Origin of the sequence: Bdellovibrio sp., assembly GCF_047637665.1 — a bacterium.
Lineage (GTDB): Bacteria > Bdellovibrionota > Bdellovibrionia > Bdellovibrionales > Bdellovibrionaceae > Bdellovibrio.
Map to the genome: position 1 here is coordinate 1 of NZ_JBLJBT010000006.1, position 20,799 is coordinate 20,799.

Annotated in this window: 15 protein-coding genes; 9 read left to right on the plus strand and 6 right to left on the minus strand. The window is 47.3% G+C overall.

Annotated features, from left to right (window positions below):
* Positions 1 to 149: 149 nt before the first annotated feature.
* The gene (locus ACM64D_RS01155; RefSeq protein ID WP_415061345.1) at positions 150 to 1,475 is read right to left on the minus strand and encodes an SH3 domain-containing protein; all 1,326 of its coding nucleotides are present in this window, start codon (positions 1,473 to 1,475) and stop codon (positions 150 to 152) included.
* A 162-nt stretch (positions 1,476 to 1,637) separates the two neighbouring features.
* Here ACM64D_RS01155 and ACM64D_RS01160 point away from each other — a divergent pair, with 162 nt between their 5' ends.
* From ACM64D_RS01160 to ACM64D_RS01180, 5 genes are all read left to right on the plus strand, one after another.
* A complete protein-coding gene (locus ACM64D_RS01160) occupies positions 1,638 to 2,498 on the plus strand; it encodes a 3-hydroxybutyryl-CoA dehydrogenase (protein ID WP_415061346.1) in 861 nt (286 codons plus the stop codon).
* An 11-nt stretch (positions 2,499 to 2,509) separates the two neighbouring features.
* Positions 2,510 to 3,310 (plus strand): enoyl-CoA hydratase/isomerase family protein, encoded by an 801-nt coding sequence (locus ACM64D_RS01165; protein WP_415061347.1) that lies wholly within the window; start codon positions 2,510 to 2,512, stop codon positions 3,308 to 3,310.
* A gap of 11 nt (positions 3,311 to 3,321) precedes the next feature.
* Complete coding sequence (icmF, locus tag ACM64D_RS01170; RefSeq protein WP_415061348.1) at positions 3,322 to 6,564, plus strand: fused isobutyryl-CoA mutase/GTPase IcmF; 3,243 nt, start codon at positions 3,322 to 3,324, stop codon at positions 6,562 to 6,564.
* Between the two features lie 292 nt (positions 6,565 to 6,856).
* Positions 6,857 to 7,768 (plus strand): hypothetical protein, encoded by a 912-nt coding sequence (locus ACM64D_RS01175; RefSeq protein WP_415061349.1) that lies wholly within the window; start codon positions 6,857 to 6,859, stop codon positions 7,766 to 7,768.
* Positions 7,769 to 7,942: 174 nt separating this feature from the next.
* Complete coding sequence (locus ACM64D_RS01180) at positions 7,943 to 8,743, plus strand: DUF4382 domain-containing protein (protein WP_415061350.1); 801 nt, start codon at positions 7,943 to 7,945, stop codon at positions 8,741 to 8,743.
* A gap of 47 nt (positions 8,744 to 8,790) precedes the next feature.
* On the opposite strand, the gene ACM64D_RS01185 is transcribed toward ACM64D_RS01180, so the two are convergent.
* The 3 genes from ACM64D_RS01185 to ACM64D_RS01195 all read right to left on the minus strand — a co-directional run bounded on the left by ACM64D_RS01185 (position 8,791) and on the right by ACM64D_RS01195 (position 13,225).
* The gene (locus ACM64D_RS01185; protein WP_415061351.1) at positions 8,791 to 10,407 is read right to left on the minus strand and encodes a hypothetical protein; all 1,617 of its coding nucleotides are present in this window, start codon (positions 10,405 to 10,407) and stop codon (positions 8,791 to 8,793) included.
* Positions 10,408 to 10,522: 115 nt separating this feature from the next.
* Positions 10,523 to 11,521 (minus strand): cytochrome-c peroxidase, encoded by a 999-nt coding sequence (locus tag ACM64D_RS01190; RefSeq protein WP_415061352.1) that lies wholly within the window; start codon positions 11,519 to 11,521, stop codon positions 10,523 to 10,525.
* Between the two features lie 156 nt (positions 11,522 to 11,677).
* On the minus strand, positions 11,678 to 13,225 hold the full coding sequence (locus ACM64D_RS01195) for an NAD(P)/FAD-dependent oxidoreductase (RefSeq protein ID WP_415061353.1): 1,548 nt from the start codon (positions 13,223 to 13,225) through the stop codon (positions 11,678 to 11,680).
* A gap of 99 nt (positions 13,226 to 13,324) precedes the next feature.
* Here ACM64D_RS01195 and asd point away from each other — a divergent pair, with 99 nt between their 5' ends.
* The 3 genes from asd to ACM64D_RS01210 all read left to right on the plus strand — a co-directional run bounded on the left by asd (position 13,325) and on the right by ACM64D_RS01210 (position 18,766).
* Positions 13,325 to 14,152 carry an archaetidylserine decarboxylase gene (gene asd / locus ACM64D_RS01200; RefSeq protein WP_415061354.1) on the plus strand — a complete coding sequence of 276 codons (828 nt, stop codon included), beginning with the start codon at positions 13,325 to 13,327 and terminating at the stop codon, positions 14,150 to 14,152.
* A 76-nt stretch (positions 14,153 to 14,228) separates the two neighbouring features.
* Positions 14,229 to 15,218, plus strand: a complete 990-nt coding sequence (locus ACM64D_RS01205) for an esterase/lipase family protein (protein ID WP_415061355.1) — start codon at positions 14,229 to 14,231, stop codon at positions 15,216 to 15,218.
* 131 nt (positions 15,219 to 15,349) lie between these two features.
* Positions 15,350 to 18,766 (plus strand): beta strand repeat-containing protein, encoded by a 3,417-nt coding sequence (locus ACM64D_RS01210; protein ID WP_415061356.1) that lies wholly within the window; start codon positions 15,350 to 15,352, stop codon positions 18,764 to 18,766.
* Here the strand turns inward: ACM64D_RS01210 and queD are convergent.
* On the minus strand, positions 18,763 to 19,125 hold the full coding sequence (gene queD / locus ACM64D_RS01215; protein WP_415061357.1) for a 6-carboxytetrahydropterin synthase QueD: 363 nt from the start codon (positions 19,123 to 19,125) through the stop codon (positions 18,763 to 18,765). The two genes, ACM64D_RS01210 and queD, sit on opposite strands and share 4 nt — an antisense overlap.
* 93 nt (positions 19,126 to 19,218) lie before the next feature.
* On the opposite strand from queD, the gene ACM64D_RS01220 reads away from it, so the two are divergent.
* Positions 19,219 to 19,701, plus strand: a complete 483-nt coding sequence (locus tag ACM64D_RS01220; RefSeq protein WP_415061358.1) for a 6-pyruvoyl trahydropterin synthase family protein — start codon at positions 19,219 to 19,221, stop codon at positions 19,699 to 19,701.
* Here ACM64D_RS01220 and ACM64D_RS01225 read toward each other — a convergent pair.
* Positions 19,698 to 20,756 carry a hypothetical protein gene (locus ACM64D_RS01225; RefSeq protein WP_415061359.1) on the minus strand — a complete coding sequence of 353 codons (1,059 nt, stop codon included), beginning with the start codon at positions 20,754 to 20,756 and terminating at the stop codon, positions 19,698 to 19,700. The two genes, ACM64D_RS01220 and ACM64D_RS01225, sit on opposite strands and share 4 nt — an antisense overlap.
* Positions 20,757 to 20,799: the final 43 nt, after the last annotated feature.

Genomic DNA, 20,799 nt, shown 5'->3' on the forward strand with positions numbered 1-20,799 from the left:
GTCTAGTTTTACTGATCCTTGAGATTCTCAAGAAGATCAAAGATATAGTTCATTAAGCCCTTAAAAATCGCCACGGACGGAGATCAACCATGGAGGGGGGATTTCAGGGATCAGCAGATGGGTTGCTCCGCTTTTTTGGTGGATCAGCTTTAATTCTTAATCACATCCCAGCGAATATCGCCAATAGAACTTTTTAGTTTTACTTTGTGGCTGCCGGTATCAACCAGGATCTGCACTTGCTGATTGGGAAGAGCCTCGATTTGAGTTAAGCGCAGAATCTTGGGATTGCGATGATAAGCGGCTTCAATGGCCTGAGCGATATTATCCCAACGAATGAAGGGCTCAAAACTCTTTCCCTGGTTCGTGCTTTTGTAGGAACCGACAAACCAAGTTCCATTCGGATGAATGCTGACAGGAAGATTTTGTTTTTCAAACAGAGGAATTTCGGTCCAAGTCAGGCCGTCTTCGGTGCGAAAGACGCCTTCGCTAGAGACGATACCGCGAATAGAATTTTTATTTTCAAAGGCAATCGAGTAGATTTCTCTTTTCATCAGAGCGTCTGTGGAGATGGTATTTTCTGCGACGGGTTCGTTTTCAAAAAGAAGATTTTTCTTTTTCCACCACACTTCACCATGGCCGTCGATCTTGCTGACACCCCAGGTGTTTGCTTCAAGCTTTAAAATCTCAACACGAGCACGAAGTGGGGGAGCAAAGGAAGAGTCAGATTTGACAACAATCCCCCGATGAGTGTTGGCCACGTAACCTAAGACTTCATTCAGAGGAACCGTTTCGCCTTTTTGAGAGATCAGTACATTGTTGTTTCGATACAGCACTGTCATCCAGTTCTTTTTGGGATGATAAGCCAGATTGGCAAAGTCCGCTCTGGAAACAAAGTGCGTGATGTCAGCGTATCCCACTCGTCCCTGATATTGGATTTTTATAAAGCTCTTCGTGATCTCTAAAGGAGTGACTCGCGTCAGGCGCGGGAGGGTTGTTAAAGCGGGGGCGCTAAGGTGGGGTTCTTTGCGAAGATTCGTATCCACGATATTGCAGTAAACTCCAAGATCATCGTGAAGGGCTTGCAGCTGATGAAGAGGGATCCACCCTTGTGTCGTACTGGATTTTTCTTTCACTCGGGCCCAGAAGTCCTCTACCGCCAAAATTTCGAGTTGAGTCTTTGCGGTCAAAGTTTTTACGGGGCTTGAGTCGCTGCGGTTGAGACTGAGAAGGGGTGTCGTGGTCTTATTTTCCACGTATCGAGCGACTTGGATGTCGCGCAAGATTTCATGGCCTTGCAGAAGATACTCTTTTTTATCCCACGAGGTGCGGTAGGCAATTTCATTTTCAGTTCGCAGAAGGCGTTCTTCCAAAGTGTTTCGACTCGCCTGGCCAGAAGGAAAAAGACTGGTTTTACTACGAAAGAAGGATGCCGCTGACCCCGCGTCGGTGGCTAAAGCAGCCCAAGAATTAGGCATGACAAAAAGAACGGGTATTACGAGTGAAAAAATGGACCGCATCTGTCCATTTTGGGCCTTAGGCCCGGTGCTCTCAAGGCCAGAACTTTTGACCTCTAGGCTAAAGTAAAGTACTGGTAACAGGTCGACTTTTTAACAGTATTATAACGCGGAGTGGTGGATATGAATATCAAATCGATTGGTGTTGTGGGCGCAGGGCAAATGGGGAACGGCATTGCACAGGTGGCGGCAAGCTTTGGCTTTAACGTGATCATGTTGGATGTCAGCGGTGCCGCTCTTGAAAAAGGCATTGCGACGATTTCTGGAAGTTGTGATCGCATCATTAAAAAAGGCGCGATGACGGAAGCGGACAAAGCAGCTTTGTTGGGACGAATCAAAACGGCGCAAGAAACAGCCGCGTTGAAAGACTGCGATATCGTGATTGAAGCAGCGACAGAAAATATTGATTTGAAGTTGAAGATCTTTAAAGACCTTGATGCAGCGGTGAAACCAGAAGCCTTGTTGGTGTCTAATACCTCTTCCATCTCTATCACAAAAATTGCGGGAGTGACGAAACGTCCTGCGCAAGTGGCGGGAATGCACTTTATGAATCCCGTGCCTTTGATGAAGTTGGTCGAAGGTATCCGCGGTCTACAAACTTCTGACGAAACTTTCGCGACAGTGAAGGCATTGGCAGAAAAAATGGACAAAGTTTTTGTGGAGTCCGTGAAGGATATGCCGGGTTTTATCGTCAATCGTATTCTTATGCCGATGATCAACGAGGCGGTTTATACGCTTCATGAGGGAATCGCGTCTGTAGAGTCTATCGACAATGCTATGAAATTGGGAACCAATCAGCCGATGGGACCTTTGACGTTGGCGGATTTTATCGGTTTGGACACTTGTCTTGCGATCATGAATGTCCTTCATGATGGCTTGGGTGACTCTAAATATCGCCCTTGTCCTCTTCTTGTGAAATATGTTGAAGCGGGTTGGTTGGGACGTAAATCAGGTCGTGGTTTTTATAACTACGCGGCGAAATAAGGATGAGTTTTATGGCTAGTTTTACTTACAAAACAATTGTGTTGGAACAAAAGCCCCAAGGCGTATGGGTGTTGACGGTCAGTCGCCCCGAAGCCTTGAATGCCTTGAACTCTACAGTGCTTAACGAAATGGGCGAGGCTCTTCGTCAAATTGGCGAAATGTCTTATGAAGACGCTCGCGCCTTGATCATTACGGGAGCTGGCGAAAAAGCCTTTGTTGCAGGGGCGGATATTAAAGAAATTCACGAACTTGATGAGGAAAAAGCAAAGTCGTTTGCTCAGCGGGGACAAAGTATTTTTCATGAACTCACTCTTTTGAAAATCCCCGTGATTGCGGCCGTGAATGGGTTTGCTTTAGGCGGAGGCTGTGAGTTGGCGTTGGGTTGCGATTTTATTTACGCCTCTGAAAATGCCAAATTTGGTTTGCCTGAGGTCAGTCTGGGCTTGATTCCAGGTTTTGGTGGAACAGTCAGAATGGCTCGCGCCATCGGACAACGTCGTGCTCGCGAACTGACTTACACGGGAAATATGGTGACAGCTCAAGAAGCGCACACCATGGGACTTGTGAATAAAGTATTCCCTCAGGCCGAGTTGATGGCGGGCGTGATGAAAACGGTTGAAAGTATTCTCAGCAAAGCTCCTATTGCAGTGGGCTCAGCAAAACTATCGATCAACCAAGCTTGGGATATGGATGTCGAAGAAGCGCAAAGAAACGAAGCAAAGATTTTTGCAGAACTTTTTACTTCTGAAGATGTGAAAGAGGGCACACAAGCCTTCATTGAAAAACGTAAAGCACAATTTAAAGGGCAATAGTCCAAAGCATTATGGCATATACACTTAAAAATCCAGTTCGTATCGTAACCGCCGCAGCTCTTTTTGATGGGCATGATGCAAGTATCAATATCATGCGCCGAATCCTTCAGGATCTGGGGGCGGAGGTTATTCATCTTGGACACAATCGTTCAGTGAGTGATGTTGTGAAGGCGGTCCTTCAAGAGGGTGCGCAAGGCGTTTGCATCAGTTCCTATCAGGGCGGCCATATGGAGTACTTCAAATACATGAAGGATCTTCTGGATGAAGCCGGGGCTGGGTACGTGCGGATTTTTGGTGGTGGCGGGGGCGTGATCGTCCACGAAGAAAAGCAAGAGCTTGAGGCTTATGGTATTGCTCAGATCTTCCATCCAGAAGACGGGCGCAAGATGGGTCTTGAGGGAATGATCGAAATGGTCGTTCGCGGTTGTGATTTTGATATTCTTGAAAAACAAAAAGAGTTTAAAACCAAGAAAAACATATTCCCTGGTGACACGATTCCTTCTGTTGAGTTGGGTGTCGCTTTGACCGCCATTGAAAATGGCAATAAAGATGTTTCGTTGTCCCATTTTGGACTGGAGTCTTTCAAAGCGAAATCCAAAGAGCCCCTGGTTCTAGGAATCACCGGAACGGGCGGCGCGGGGAAGTCTTCTTTGATTGATGAGTTGGCGCAACGATTCCTCAATGCATATCCGACAAAAAAGATTGCCGTGGTCTGCGTGGATCCTTCCAAGCGTAAAACAGGCGGTTCTCTTTTAGGGGATCGTATTCGTATGAACTCTTTGTCGCGCAATCGCATCTATATGCGTTCCGTCGCTTCGCGCGGATCGGGACGGGAAATTGCCTCGTCTTTGCCAGAAATTTTAAAATTCATTCGTCAGTTGGACTTTGATTTTGTGATCGCGGAAACTTCGGGGATTGGTCAAGGAAATATGGCCATTACCGAGGTCAGTGATCTTTCGATGTACGTGATGACATCGGATTTTGGAGCACAATCGCAGTTGGAAAAAATCGACATGATCGATTTTGCCGACCTTATCGCCGTGAATAAGGCCGATCGTCGGGGGGCTTTGGATGCTCTTCGTGATGTGACGAAACAATACAAACGATCGCGTAAGATCTTCGATGAAAAAGTGGAAGTGCCAGTTTTCCTCACGCAAGCCTCGCAGTTTAATGATGGGGGCGTAAATAAGCTGTTCTTTAAACTGGCCGACCTTTTAGAGTCTCGCCAAAGCGGCGCTTGGACTGTTGAAGCAAAGTACAAGGCCAACATCCTTTCCGCGGAAGAACATGCGATCATCCCGGCAGATCGTCAGAACTATTTGGCTGAAATCGTCAGCACCATTCATAAATATAAAAAACGCACGGAAGACTTGGCAGAAAAAGCCTCGCAGTTGGGGGGCTTAAAAAAGGTCGCTCCTTTGTTGGGGACCAATCCTGAAACTGTTAAAAAGGTTGAGACGGAGCTCAGCTCTGAGTTCACGCAAGAGGAACTTGAGCAGCTTAAGAATTTTGAGCAATTAATTGATCTTTATTCCAAAGACGAATTGGTTTTCAAAGTTCGTGATAAAGAGATTTGCCAACCCTTGGTTCGTGAGTCCTTGTCAGGAACGAAGATTCGTCGCGTGGTCGTGCCTAAGTTTAAGGACTGGGGTGATCGCTTTAAATATTTGAAACTGGAAAATGTCCCTGGAGAGTTTCCCTACACGGCAGGCGTTTTTCAATTAAAGCGCGCCGACGAAGATCCTAAGCGGATGTTTGCCGGGGAAGGAACTCCAGAAAGAACCAACCGTCGTTTCCATTATCTGACTAAAGGGGAAACGGCTCACCGTTTATCCACGGCTTTTGATTCGGTGACTTTATACGGACAAGATCCCGATCAGCGTCCCGATATTTTCGGAAAAGTTGGCGAGTCGGGCGTTAGTATCTGTACACTCAATGATATGAAGAAGCTCTATGCGGGCTTTGATTTGGTGAATCCAAATACATCCGTCAGTATGACGATCAATGGGCCAGCGCCGATGATCCTGGCATTCTATTTCAATACCGCGATTGATTTGCAGGTTGAAAAGAAAGAAAGCCAGTTGGGCCGCAAACTCACCCCCGAAGAGTGGACAGATGTCGCTCATTGGACTCTTCAGCAGGTGCGCGGCACGGTCCAGGCGGATATCTTAAAAGAAGATCAGGGGCAGAATACGTGTATTTTCTCTATCAACTTTGCATTGAAGATGATGGGCGATATTCAAGAGTATTTTGTTAGAAATAAAATCAGAAACTTCTATTCTGTCAGTATTTCTGGATATCATATTGCGGAGGCGGGTGCGAACCCGATTTCGCAATTGGCGTTCACGTTGTCGAACGGTTTCACATTTGTGGAATACTACCTGGCGCGTGGTTTGAAGATTGACGACTTTGCACCCAACCTGTCGTTCTTCTTTAGTAATGGTTTGGATCCAGAGTATTCTGTTTTGGGAAGAGTGGCTCGCCGTATTTGGGCGGTGGCAATGCGAGACCTTTATAAAGGGAACGATCGCTCTCAGAAGTTAAAGTACCATATCCAAACTTCGGGTCGTTCTTTGCATGCCCAAGAAATTGATTTTAATGATATTCGCACCACCTTGCAGGCGTTGATTGCGCTTTATGATAATTGCAATAGTTTGCATACCAATGCTTATGATGAAGCGATCACGACTCCAACCGAGGAATCTGTGCGCCGTGCAATGGCAATCCAGTTGATTATCAACCGCGAGTTTGGGATGACCAAGAATGAAAATCCCACTCAAGGGGCTTACTTCATTGAAGAGCTGACGGATCTCGTGGAAGAAGCTGTTTTGGCAGAGTTTAAAAAGATCAACGAGCGGGGCGGGGTTTTGGGTGCAATGGAGACTCAATACCAGCGTTCGAAGATCCAAGAAGAGTCTTTGTATTATGAACGACTGAAACACGACGGGACTTTGCCGATCATTGGTGTGAATACCTTTATTGATCCCAAGACGATGGCAGCGGATTACGTCCCACCGAAGATTGAGCTGGCACGAGCTTCCTACGAGGAAAAGAATGCACAGCTTGATAATGTTCATCAGTTCCAGAATGTTCATAAGACTGAAGGAGAGCGGGAACTTCAAAAATTGAAAGAGACCGTGTTGAATGGCGGCAATATCTTTGCGGCGCTCATGACTGCGGCTAGATATTGCAGTTTGTATCAAATGACTCAAGCCCTCTATGAAGTGGGCGGACAGTACCGAAGAAATCTTTAAATACCTAAAGGCCGATCGATGAGATCGGCCTTTGTTTTTCGTCGTTCAAGGAATGGTGTGACCCGAGTGCAGATGTGCGCCCAGGGGTGACAATTGCGAGCTCTGCGAGAAACCTTAAACACTCTGGGCGTGTGGGCAAATCAGTTGGAAGACCTCAGGGGGGTGCCACGTGGGGACTATTTGCAGTAGAGCGGGGTCAGGTCTCAAAATGAGAACTCCCCTTTGGCATAAGCTTTGATCTATTTATGACTATTGGAGATCGATTTCTTAGTGATATTAAGGTGTTCAGTTGATGAAAACAGTGATGGCGACGACATTATTTTTATTTTTTGCGATGACGGCCTCTTTGGCGTCAGCGCAGCTTGTTCGTTGTGAGAGTGTTTTTGTCGACTCGTCATTTGGAAACAGCTTCTCTGTGACGGATAAGATCTTTAACGCCTTCTACGGAATAAAAAAACCAAAAATAGTTAAAGAGCTCGATGTTCGGGAGTATGAAAGCTATTTGAAGCTTCTTCGGGAGAACCGCCAAGATGTGCCGGCTTCGAAGACAGAGCACTATGTGGCTCTTTTGGATCATCACTATGAACTCTTTCAGTTTCAATTTCATCAGTTGCCCGTTCTGACGCAGAAGAAGATTTTAAAAGAGCTCAAGACTTATGCCAATGCCAAGACTCATGATTCCAAGGATATCGTGGAGCTTGTCAATACACTGACAAATGGGACGATGGAAAAGCCGTTGACTCTTTTAAGGGTGATTGAACTGGCGCGAAATAGTGATCGCTATGAGGTTCTGCTGAAGCAGTACTCTCAGCAGTTTATTTTCATGAATCTGGTCAATGACCTTTTTGTGAATCATGGACAAAAACCGAGGGTGAATGAAGCCCAATTTACTCAGTTAAGAAAGTGGTATCGCAAGAACGCGGAATACGTCCATGTCAGCCTGATGTCCTCTTTGCAGCTGACTTTAAATGTGCTGGACCCCAGCGGAATCTATATGACCGAGATTAATTTGACAAAAATCCATAAGTTCCGTGATCACGTTGAGAAGGGACTTAGGGAAGGACTGACCTATGAACAGATGCTTTCCGGGGATCGGTACATTAAAGATATGTTGCGATCTGATGTGGAGTATCGTGTCGTTCAATCGACAGTAAATACAGCTTTCTGGATCTCTCTTTTTTATATTCTTTTTTCTGACGATTAATCCGTTTCTTTCTGTCTATTTTTTGTAAATCGGCCTCTAATGTGTTTCTATTCTAATTTAAAGTGTCGAAGTTTTTTTCATTAATCTTGAAATGATCGTCCCAGCCAGAGAGCAATTTTTTGTTTCGAACGTTTAGGCGTATGCTTTGGGTAAGTAATCTGCCAGGAGGGTAGGATGCAAAAATTTACGAAAAGATTTGTTTTGTTCGTGAGTGTCGGAATTATCAGTGCTTGCAGCAGTCCGGTTTCAACTAGCAGTATGAGTAGTTTGGATCAGGCCTCAAGCTCGCAAAGTTATAGTCCTACTACACAGTCTAAAGTCAGCTTCGCGCTGACAGATGCCCCCAATAAAGAGTTGAAATCCGTCGTTGTGGATATTGATCATATGGAAGTGCTTGTTGCCGGAGTGGGGAAAGCGGGGCGACTAATTTTAGCTAAAGGCCTTGGCGCAGTGGATCTTTTGCAACTGCAAAACGGGGTGACGCTTCCGCTGCAAGACATTGTCGCTCCGGCGGGTCTGCAGATTCAGCAAATCCGTCTAATTTTGAAAGAAGAAGGGCACTTTGCTGTGAAAACGAACGACAGCGTTTGTGAGTTGAAAACGCCCAGTGCTCAAAAAACAGGCGTGAAGATCATTCTTACCAATAAGATTCAGTTCGAAGCTGGGCACCAATATAATATCGTCGTTGATTTCGATGCTTTGAAGTCGGTTGTAGTGCAAGGAAACGGTGGATGTTTGTTAAAACCGGTACTTAAGTTGAAATCGGCAATGAAGATTCCTGTTCCTGATGATTCAGAAGATTCAGATTCTGATAGTGATGATTCTTCTTCGGGTGGCGGTGACGTGATCGAAGGTGAGGAGTTGGTGACGACTCCGGATGAAAATAATCCAACTGATGATGGATGGGACTATGTTCCAGTCATTGATGGACAGCAGCCTATCGTAACAGAGGATCAATTGATTCAACTTCTTTAAATGAAGTTATAGCTAAGGCCGGAGTCTTCTCCGGCCTTTTTGTCTTTTTAAAACGTCTTGCTCACGATAAATTGAACCTTTTGTGTGCCTAGGTACTGAGGGCTTTCTCTGCGAACGACCAAATCCATATATAGTTTTTGATCCGAGGAAGGATTCAGACCAAGACTCTTAAAAGCGATTCCCAAAAGACCATCGGCGCGTTGAATTTCCTCTCTTGAGAAAGTCTTTTCGTTGAGCCACTCAATCTTGCCGTTGGAAAGCTTTTTCCAAACGACCAATTTATAAGTTGTCTTCACCTCTTCAACTGCCGGGGTAAGGTCTTGAATGGTGACCACTCTGTCCACGCCAGTCCCCTCGATGTTCACTAAACGAACTTGGTTCTCGCTGCGAAGATTTTGAATTTCGTCTGTATCCAGTTCTTTCTTTTCATAAGACACGGTCTGTTCAAAACTCAGCGTGCCTTGTGAGACGTTCATACCCTGTCTTTCGACTCGCAACCGAAGGGTGTATTTCCCGTCTCGAACAAGTCCCGGCGTTTCGATATCGAAGATTTTCGCTTCGGTGCCCTCAAAGCTTTGTTCGAAAAGAACATTTTGTCCTTGAGCATCGCGAACTTCCAAAGTGTATAGGGACGTCAGTCTTTTTGAGGAAATGGTCTCTTTGAAGGTGATTCGTCCTTGGTTTTTGGTAAAGCTGAGTTTTAATCCCTGAATAGTTGTCGGACCTGCGTTAACGGTGGTCCATTTCGGAACGACCTTGAGAACAAGGACTTTATCACGACCCTCTTGGCGAGTTTGCTCAATCTCATAACTAAAGATGTCGGACTGAACCTGAGCCGTCACTTGAGGGGTGGTTTCGTCGCCCTTAAGTACCACGAGAATACGTTCTTGCTCGTTGGCGATGAGAGAAGCGTCAGTCGGGAAGATGACAGTTACGGGTTGAGTGAACTGATGGTCGAAGACGTCACGGTATTTTGCAACGCAACAACGTGTTTCTTCACGGTACTTCGTGACAGTGCGGGTTCTTTCTTCTTGTCGGTATTTCGTCACTGTACGTGTGCGAAGTTCTTTGCGGTAGCGAACCTCATCGCGATATCGCGTTACGGGGCGGGTCTTACGAACCGTCTGCCATCCGCATTCTCTCTCAGTATAGGGAACTTGTTGGCAACGAGGAATGTTGCGGCACTCACGAGGGCCGTCATCACGACAGACTGTGCGTGTTTTGCAGATGCGTTCGCCTCGGCTGTTTGTGCCACACTCCGTGACGTCTTCGCAGCGACGTCCCCCGGGAGTACAAACTCGTTCGTCGTGACATTCCTGACGGTAGCGAGTGACATTGCTGCAAATGTATTCATTGTCGTAGTATGGTTCATAGTCTGTGTAAGGAACTCGTTCGGTGTAGGGGACATCCTCATAATAGGTTTCTTCGACTTGATAAGGGACGCTCTCGTAGTAAGTTTCTTGAGCTTCGTAAGGAACTTGAACCGTGTATTCCGCTTGGTAAGGTTCTTGTCGATAGACGTTTTGCGATAGTTCTGTGCGAACGCTGTTTCCGGTTTGTGCAGAACGTGTAAGTGTCTCTTGAGTTCTTTCTTGCGGGGCAGCGAAGGAGCTTGCTCCCAACAAGAGAGTCAAAATGACTCCGAAAAGTGGTTTTGCGAACATGTATTCCTCCTGATTATGAATCGAAGGAATATTTTGCAAGGCTCGCGCCAAAAAATGTCGGTGAGAAAAGGACACCAGTTTCAGATGTCTGAAACTGGTGCTGAGGTGTGTTGAACTAGTTCATAGGGAGACGAGGCATTTTTTGCTCAGGGAATTTGCCAGTCAAGCTGTGCAAAAAGGCCGCAATCTTTTTAACTTCGTCTTTGCTAAGATCTTTGTTGAGCTGAGTCTTAGCCATGACTTTTACAGCCTCATCCAAAGTTTTAACAGCACCATTGTGGAAGTACGGAGCCGTCAATGCAATATTGCGAAGAGTTGGTACTCTCCACATGTTTTTCTCGGCCTCATTTTTAGTTTGATCATAGCGGCCAAGATCTTTTGAGAACTCATACTTTTTGTCGAACTCTGTTCCGGGGAAGGTCGGGAACTTCATGTAAAAACCTGTTCCCACGGGAAGAGCGGGACCCGCAAAAATAGGACCGGTATGGCAAGATGTGCAACCGACAGTCTTGAAAAGCTCAAAACCTTTGATTTGTTCTTCGCTCATCGCTTTTTTGTCGCCTTTTAAATAAAGATCAAACGGAGCATCTGGAGTCACTAAAGTTCTTTCGTAAGAGGCGATGGCCTTAGCAATGTTATCGATAGTTACAGGATTGCTTCCGCCGAAAACTTTTTTGAATTGAACTTCGTAGCCTTTTAAACTTTTGATGCGCTCAACAGCGACCTTGTGGGAAGGCATACCCATTTCAACCGGGTTCGTGATAGGTCCTTTCGCTTGTTCTTCAAGCGTGGGGGCGCGTCCGTCCCAGAACTGCACAGAATAAAAAGCAGAGTTCCATACGGTGGGAGCAGAACGTCCGCCCGTTTTTCCTTCAATGCCTACAGAAACATTGCGATTGTCTTCTCCACCGGCCATAACGTTATGGCAACTGTTGCAGGAAATGGTTCCGCTGCTGGAAAGGCGGGGATCAAAGTACAACTGCTTTCCCAATTCTATTTTTTCTTCTGTTAGCGGATTGTCTTTGGGGACGGGAACTTGAGTTGGCAAGATCTCCGTTGCAAAGACGGTCTGTGAAAGACCTAAAAGAATGGCACCCAATACGATTTTCTTCATAAGACTCCCTCGGCTTCAGTGAAACCCCTGTTGTGTAAACAACGATTATTTTTAAACAGAAGGGCCGTGAGGAGTAGTCCTAATCTTAAATGGTGCAATGCCAAAATGAAATCCATCCCAGACCGAGGTCACTGACGGGACCTCGGGTTAGAGATTTTACTTTAAATTTTCGATGATTTTCTCTGCGATGCGGATTCCGTCGCAGGCTGCTGAGGTGATTCCTCCGGCATAGCCGGCGCCTTCGCCTGCGGGATAAAGACCCGCGTGAGAAATGCTCTCAAGCGAATCGTTATCGCGAGTGATACGCACGGGACAACTGGTGCGTGATTCCACACCATAGACTTGAGCATCTTCGGTGATAAAGCCCTTCATGTTGCGTTGAAAGTTGTCGAAGCCTTCACGCAAGCGATCGCGCATGGAGGGAGGCAGTAATTCGTCCAGGCGAACTGAGATGGCGCCTGAGGGTGATGATCCCGCACGCAAGGCTCGGGGGCCTGTTTTAGAGTTGGGTCCCTGAAGAAAGTCTAAAAGATTTTGCGCGGGAAGTTCACGACTGCCGCCCGCTGCTAAAACAGATTTGTAGGCTTTGGTCTCTAACTCACGACGCATCTTCATTCCACCGAAGACGTCTTTTCCAAAGTGTTTATCGTGATCAATGCTGACGACGATGGCGGCGTTGGCAAAAGGGGAATTTCGTTTGTAGTTACTCATCCCGTTGCAAACGATCCCATCCGCTTCAGTGCCCGCAGAAAGAACATATCCACCAGGACACATACAGAAAGAATAAACTCCGATGCCGGACTTGTTGTTATGGTGGGCCAGTTTGTAGTTTGCAGCGCCTAATTTGGGATGTTCGGAGAACTGTCGATACTGAATCTTATTGATCGAAGATTGAGAGTGCTCCACACGAAGCCCCATGGCGAAAGATTTTCCGTCAAGATGAACCCCGACCTCGCGAAGATGATTGATCATATCCTCGGCCGAGTGGCCAGTGGCCAGGACAACATGGGGCGATTTAAACTCTTTGCCATGCTCCGTGCGGACTCCGACGGTTTGTTTTCCCTCAAAAAGAATCTCAGTCACTTGAGTGTTAAAATGAATCTCACAGCCGTTTTGTTTTAAAAATTCACGAAGCTGAGGAATGACTCGACGAATGCGATCTGATCCTACGTGGGGATTTGAGAGCCATTGAATTTCTTCAGGCGCTCCGAATTTCACCAGGCGGTTCATCACATAGGGAATGTGTTCGGATTTGATGCGCGTGATCAGCTTTCCGTCAGAATAAAGTCCCGCGCCGCCTTCGCCGAAGCACACGTTATTGCGTGGATCCAGCTTTCCATAACGCCAGTATTGATTGATACCTTTGATGCGTTCGCCACTTTCAGAGCCACGTTCAAAAAGAACACAGGGGACGCCACGCTCAACAAAGCGAAGGGCTGCAAAAAGACCCGCGGGACCTGTGCCAATGATAAGGGGTTTTTCTTTAGGCGTTTGGATTTTTTCTAAGTTAAATTGGGGGATCTCAAGTGTTTCACCTTGTTCTCCGACTTCGACCGTGTAAACGAAATGGGGCGAGTGGGCGCGACGGGCATCAACGCTTTGACGAAGGATTCGATAGGGCCCATGTTCGGGCATCATCCACTGCAACTTTTCTTCTAAGTCTTGATCAATAGGAACTTCGAGATTCTGAACGATCTTTGCCATTATGTCTTACCTCAGGGCATTTGTTATACGCCAATAGCGTCACAATACCTGATTCTAAGCTGCGTGACAAAGTCCGGGAGGGTCGGTATAAAGATTTCTATGTCAGCAATTACTAGAATTCTTCCAAAAAGACGTTTGAGTCGCCTCGTGGGGCATATTGTTCACTGGCGGGGGCCGTCCTGGTGGGCCAAAGCCTCTATTCGCGCTTTTGCCTGGTTTTATAACATCAATTTGGAAGAGGCTGAAAAGCCTTATTCAGAGTACCCATCGATTGGCGAGTTCTTTGTCCGTCGTTTAAAGGTGGGACGTCGTCCTGTCGGAGATTCTTGGGCGGTTCATCCCGCAGACAGTCGTATCACGCAGGCGTATCCTATTGACGATGGGACTTTGATTCAAGCCAAGGGCCTTAATTACCGCCTGGATGAGTTCACTCAAGATCCTGATTGTACCAAAAAGTGGGCGGGGGGATTTTTCCTGACCTATTATCTTTGCCCGACAGATTATCACCGTGTGCACTCTCCTGTGGACGGGGAGATCACCAACGTGCGCTATATGCCAGGGCAACTTTGGCCCGTGAACGAGTGGAGTACTCACAACGTACCGAACTTGTTTTCCGTGAACGAGCGAGTTCTTGTTGAGATTGAAACGGATTTAGGCCCGGTGGGCGTCGTGTTTGTCGGGGCGACCAATGTGGGACATATCTGTCTGAGTTTTGATGAGACGATCCAAGGCAATCAAAAAGGGCCCCATATTTTTAAACATAAAGAGTATGAGCCGACAATCCAGACCCATAAAGGGGCTGAGCTTGGGATGTTCCGCATGGGATCCACAGTGGTGATGCTATATCCCCCGAGTTTCCGTCAGAAGTTTGCTGAGAATTTAGATTTGGGACCTGTGGTTCGTGTGAATAGCTCGCTTGTAAAATAGAATCATATTCAGTGAAGAGAGTGTAATGAGAGATTGGTAACTGGCCCCTTAGAGTTTCTTTTGGAACTTTACGGGGATGAAGCGGCCAATCCCAAATCTCTTCTTATTCGTCCTCTTGGGTTTTCTTACTCAGAGCCCTGTCGTCAAAGGCGAGACGTTGCATAATCTTTTAAAGACAGAGGAAAGAGAGCTGTGGGGTTCGCTTTTTGAAGGACGCCTTGTTTCTTTTGAGATTTTTGAAAACTCTATTCCCTCGAAAGAGGGGGCGGTGGTTTTAGTTCACGGCATGTCGGGGTCGATACATAATTTTTCTTCACTTTTGTTTTCGACTTCGGAACTTACTCAATACTCATTATTTTATTTTGCCTATGATGATATGCATAGGAGCTTGCGTCTATCGGCGCAAGATCTCGCTGAGGAGCTGCGAAAGTTAAACGACTCTCAAATAACTCTTATTGCTCATAGTATGGGAGGGGTTGTGGCTCGGGCGGCATTAGATATTCTTGCAAAGGATACGAGTTCCTCTGTTCTTCCGCGTATCCATTTGATCGCGGTGTATACCCCCTGGCACGGAGGGTATGAAAAGTCTTGCCGGAAAAAAGGATCCTCGTGGGATCGTGTGGTTGAGTTCTTTTTACCGGCGGCCGTTGTGGATATGAGAGCCTGCTCTCAGTTTCTTAATGAAACGCAAGGCAGCCAATGGCCAGAACAATTTTCGATGACATTGTTTTTTGCGGAGAAGGGGGCGCAAGCTTGGGACTACAGTGAAGAACCACTAAAAGAGCTTCCACAAAAGATTCTTGAGTACATAGAAAAGGGGGAACCCGTTAGGGGGTCTTTGACGGAGCTTCATTTTTGGCAGGCGTTGAGACGGTCTTCGCGGTACCCGCAATTTGAGATGCACTTGCGTGGACTTCTCAGTGTCTCAGAACTCTCCTTGGCAAAGGTTCGTGAAGATCTTAAGTTTTATTTTCCTCGATTGCCGGGAAATCATACGACAGTCTTGGAGCCGCATTTACGGCGTCCGAGGGATTTCCCTCGAGTTCTTCAGCAGCTGTTGTATTGACCCCGAAGTCGACTGATTTGAATCATTTTGAGATGTGGCGGCTTCTTCTAATTCGAAATCCACCCACACTATGTCGTGATTTTCTCACAAATAAATAAAGTGCGTCCTGTTAAGTACCGATAAATATAGGCATGGTGGAACGTACAAGTGCTATATTCATTCTCGTTTTGAGTTCATTTCTCTTTACAGGGTGTGGAAACTTTTCGCTCGATCTTAACAGTTTACAAACAAAAAATGCTTTAAAGGTCGGGGACGGGGCACAAAATGAACTTATTATTGGAGACACCCAGCAACTAAACCCTGTCGGAGGTTCTGGGGGTTATGTCTTTACCATTGTTTCTGGTGGCGGAACCATTGATCCAGAGACAGGTGTCTTTACGGCTCCGACGACACCGGGTGTGACTCAGATTGAAATCAAAGATAGTTCTGGGAATTCGATTGTCTTTGAAGTGGTAGTGCAGCCTTCTTTATCTTTCGCTCTGAATGCGCCAACAATTGCCGAAAACAATGTTTTTGATTTTGAGGCCTCTGGTGGCGTTGCTCCTCTTACTTATTCACTTGTTGCCGGTGGCGGAACGATTGATTCGTCGACGGGGCTTTATACTCCGAACGGTTATGTCGGATCCGCGATTGTTAAAGTGACAGATGCGGTTGGGCATATTCTGATCAATACCATCACTATTAATCCGGCATTAAAGATTTCTCCGACAGCAAAAACCCTTTGGACAATGACCACACAATCATTTGTGGGACAGGACGGAGTTCCTCCCTATACCTACGTTGTGTTGACGGGCGTGGGAACGGTGGGCCTCAGTGATGGCTTGTATCAAGCTCCTGCGACGGCAGGTTCCGCAACGGTGGTGGTGGCGGATGCTCTTGGAAATACCGCCAGCGCGAGTATCACTGTCAACCAAGGGGTTAATCTCAGTCCTGGTTCTGCAACTTTAGCCCCTGGCAATCAGGCTACTTTCACTGCTAGCGGGGGGCCAGAGCCCTATGTGTTCAGTATTGTCAGTGGTCCGGGTGTGATTTCGTCTTCGACAGCCACAACGGCGACGGTGACAGCGAGTGCGCAAGGAGTGATCGTTTTGCGGGTTACTGACAATGTCGGTAATACCAGTGAAGCGAATATTACCGTGAATCAGTCTTTGCAAATCAATCCTGCAACGAAAACTCTTGCTGTGAATAATGGATTTATTTTCTCTGCAACGGGTGGAGTGGGAAGTTATACGTATTCCGCACTCAGTGGAGTTATTGATTCCGCGACGGGTGCCTACACGGCGCCATCAGCCAGTGGATCTGATACTGTGACGGTGACGGATTCTTTAGGAAACACGAGTTCATCGACGGTAACTATTAATGGGGCGCTGGCGATTTCTCCTACGACAAAAACCTTGGCAGTGAATAACGTAACTTCGTTCACCGCATCGGGCGGGGTAGGACCTTATTCGTACTCAACAAATAATGGAACTATAAACTCATCCTCTGGTTCTTACACGGCACCTTCTTCTAGTGGTGCGGCGACAGTGACCGTGGAAGACTCTCTGGGAAATACCAGTCAGGCCACTGTCACGATCAATCCGGCGGTGACATTGAGTGCTAGTTTAACAACGATCGCAGCGAATAACACGGCGACGGTCACAGGATCGGGTGGGGTTTCGCCCTATGTGTATTCTCTCGTTTCGGGACCGGGTTCGGTGAATTCAAGCACCGGAGTTTACACTCCCTCGGCTAGTGGTGCGGGAGTTTTGAAGGTCACTGATGCTTTGGGAAATACAGCCACGGTGAATGTTTCAGTAAACGCAGCACTGCAAATCAGTCCTGCTTCAAAAACTCTGGCTGTTGGAAATAGTTTTACTTTCACAGCATCAGGGGGAGTTTCCCCATACACATATTCAACAAACACGGGAAGTATTGATTCTAGTACAGGCGCCTATACGGCGCCGGCGTCCAGTGGCTCAGCGACTGTGACAGTCACCGACTCGCTTGGAAATATCAGTTCTTCGACGGTGACAATCAATCCTGCTTTGCAGATCACGCCGTCTAGTAAAACCTTGGCTGCCAATAATGTGTTTGTATTCTCTGCTGCAAATGGAGTTTCTCCTTATACCTACTCTGTCAACAATGGATCGATCAACGCTTCGACGGGAAGTTATACGGCGCCTTCTTCCAGCGGTGTGGCGACAGTGACGGTCACAGATTCTATGGGAAATACGAGTTCTTCCACAGTGACCATCAATGCCGCTCTTTCTTTGAGTGCGAATCGAACGGTGATCGCGGCGAACAACACCGCGACGGTCACAGCGTCAGGAGGAGTTCCTCCGTATACATACTCAAAGGATTCCGGTCCCGGTTCTATGAATTCCAGTTCCGGAGTTTACACCCCTGGCGCCAGCGGAACGGGTATTTTAAGAGTGACCGACAGTTTGTCGAATTCAACGACCGTGACCGTGACGGTGAATGCGGCTCTTGCGATCTCTCCCGCGTCGGCGTCGGTGAATATTAATACGACAAAATCTTTTAGCGCCTCTGGTGGTGTGACTCCATATACTTATTCTGTGGTGAGTGGTTCTGGAAGTATTGATGGTGCGGGGCTTTACACTGCCCCAGCGGTCACCGGAAGTGCGTCTGTGAGAGTGACGGATGCCTTAGGTAATGTCAGTGACTCCGCTGTGACGATTATCAGCTGTGTTACGGGATCTCAAGTATTTACTTATACGGGAGCCATGCAGGCATTCACGCAGCCAACGGGATGTACGAAAGTTACAATTAAAGCCTGGGGCGCTGGTGGCGCGGGTTCTCGGAGTTCTTCAGTACAAGCCGTCGGTGGCGGCGGGGGATACGCAACAGGGGAGTTCTCTTTGTCTCCAGGAGAACAGTTGAATGTTCGTGTTGGCGGAGCTGGAGTTTTCTGCGCTACTTCTGGTGGATTTAATGGCGGTGGAAAATCAGGCGTGAGCCTCGACATGGGGATGGGAGCAGGCCCTGAGTGTGGTGGTCCTGGAGGCGGAGCCTCAGATGTTCGCTATGGAGGCGATACGAATGCAAATCGAATCTTGGTAGCCGCCGGGGGTGGTGGAGCAGCCTCTTGTTTTTATGCTACCTGTTTTGGTGGAGCAGGAGGAGGAACGAACGGCGTGACCGGAATATTTGATGGAACCGGTATGGGCTTTGCGGGTTCACCGGCCAGCGGAGGAACCTCTTCTAGTGGAGGGGTAGCCGGTATTTGTTCAGGATGTAGTGCTGGCTATAATGGAACGATTGGATCCTTGGGATTGGGTGGAAATGGTGGCGGCACTACCGAAGTGTCCGTTGTCGGAGGCGGAGGAGGTGGTGGCGGCTACTATGGTGGTGGTGGCGGCAGCGCTTACGGTTCTGGTGGTGGAGGTTCCTCTTACGTGGGGTCTTTAGCCAATGCCTCCACTCAAGCTGGATCCGGAACAACGCCGGGAAATTCGGCAGATGCCGATCGCAGTACGGCTGGCGTCGGAGGAGCGGTGAGGGCGTCTGGAAATCCGGGCCGAGTTATCATCTACTACGGCTTCTAACCCACCGGATGCGAACACTCCGTGAGCGGAGTTTCCGCCACGGTCACCTTCACCAGCGTCGGCAAATCCTTGCGGGCGCGATCAAAAATCCACTTTGCTAAAAGTTCAGAGGTGGGGTTCTCAAGTCCCTCCACTTCATTCAACACGCGATGATCGATCTTTTCTAAAAGCGGCCTCATCTTCGCTTGAATCTCGTTGTAGTCGATGACCCAGCCAATCTTCGGGTCCAACTCTCCCACCAAAGTCAAAATCAGTTTAAAACTGTGCCCATGCATACGTGAGCAAGGGTGCGACGCTGGCAAGTGGGGGAGGAAACGGGCGGATTCAATTTGAAAATGCTGCTTCAGTTCGAATTTCATGCTACAGATATAACCTCTAGGAAAGAACCCATCAAGGCAGGCTTTAAGAAGCGGCGCGTTTCAAAAAGGTACGGCGTACCTTCGGGAGGACGGATGACGATATTGCATTTGGCTAAGCAGAACTTTAAGTTTTCGGCGGCTCATTTTCTTATTTTTGATGAAAAGCATGCGGAACGTCTTCATGGGCATAACTATCAGGTGCGTGTGGATATCAAAGCGCCCAGTGAGGAAGAGCTTCACCAGGATGGTTACTTTCTTGATTTTAATGTTTTTAAGAAGTTTATCAAAGCTCGTCTGGATCAGTGGGATGAGATTGTGCTCTTGCCGGAAAAACATCCAGATATGAAATTTAAAAAGACGGCGAAATCTTTGGAAGTGACTTTCCGGGATCGCTTTTATGTTTTTCCCTTGAACGAAGTGATCTTGCTTCCCGTGACCAACACCAGCGTTGAGCAGCTTTCGCGTTTATTGGCGGAAGACTTCTATGCGGAATTCAAACAGTACGGAGTGCAAAAAGTAAAAGTGTATGTCGAGGAGACCCGCGGGCAAGGGGCGTCGACGGTGACCCCTCGTTAAGGTTTCAGTTTGCCGGAGGCGACTTCTTGAGTAGAGAGTTCCTTCACAACTCGGTAGCGCCAAAAACAGATCCGGCCCCCCTCGTTGATTTTTTGCAGAAGGCGCTCTTCGGTTAAATCAGGACTGCCATCGCAGTCAATATGGGCAAAATCAGCAAAGGCATCGACACGGTTCACAGACCAAGAATAGGGCGATTTATCGCGGGCTAAAAAGGCGCGATTAAATCCGCCGTGACCCAGTTCAATGCCTGCAACCACAATTTTTTCCAGTTGAGGATTGCGAATTTGTTCGCGAGCGGTTGCGATCATCTGTGCATCTTCTAAGGCAATCACAAAAGCTTCTTCAGGGCGGGACTCTTTGGTTGAAACTAAGAAATATGTTTTCTTGGTATCTGCTGAAAGTTGGACGGGTTTTAAAGCCATTGCCGGGCTGATCTTTTCTTCTCCATTCAAATCATAAAGAAGAATTGAATTCAGGCGCTCTTGTCCTTCGACTTCGATACGCGCAATCTTAGACGGAAAAGTCCACTTCATAGACGACGTATCATAATACTTCTCGAGATTGAGTTCCTTTTCTTCAACCAAAGCACCAGCTCTGCTAAACGCTTTGAGTTTGATCTGGTTGGATTTTAAGAAAAGATTGAGCAAATGAATCTTCACGGATTTGACCGAGGACGGCAGCCAATGGCTGACTTGTGATGACGTCAAATCACTTAAAGGAATACTTGGCGAGTCTTCGCAAGAGGCCGTGATTTGCAACGTGTTCTTATTCCAAGACTTCAAAGAGAAGCCCATTTTTGTGGCAAGGAATTCGGAGCCGCGAAGTGAGATTTTGGATTTTGGCTCCAAGTCGTGATGCATTTCTTGAATTTCTTCTTCAAAACGAACTTGAGTCCACACCCTTTGAGGCTCTGAAGTTTTGTTGGCAATCGAAACCACAAGGTGCTCCGGGGCGCAGAAAGCCGGGGCATAGACGACATCTGAAGCGTTGGCCGCAAAGTGCGTACAAAGGACTAAGCTGCTAATTCCGAGAGTGGTCTTAATACTAAAATCCATATAGACTTCAGATCGGTCTTGGGTCGGGGAACTTAACCCTTAG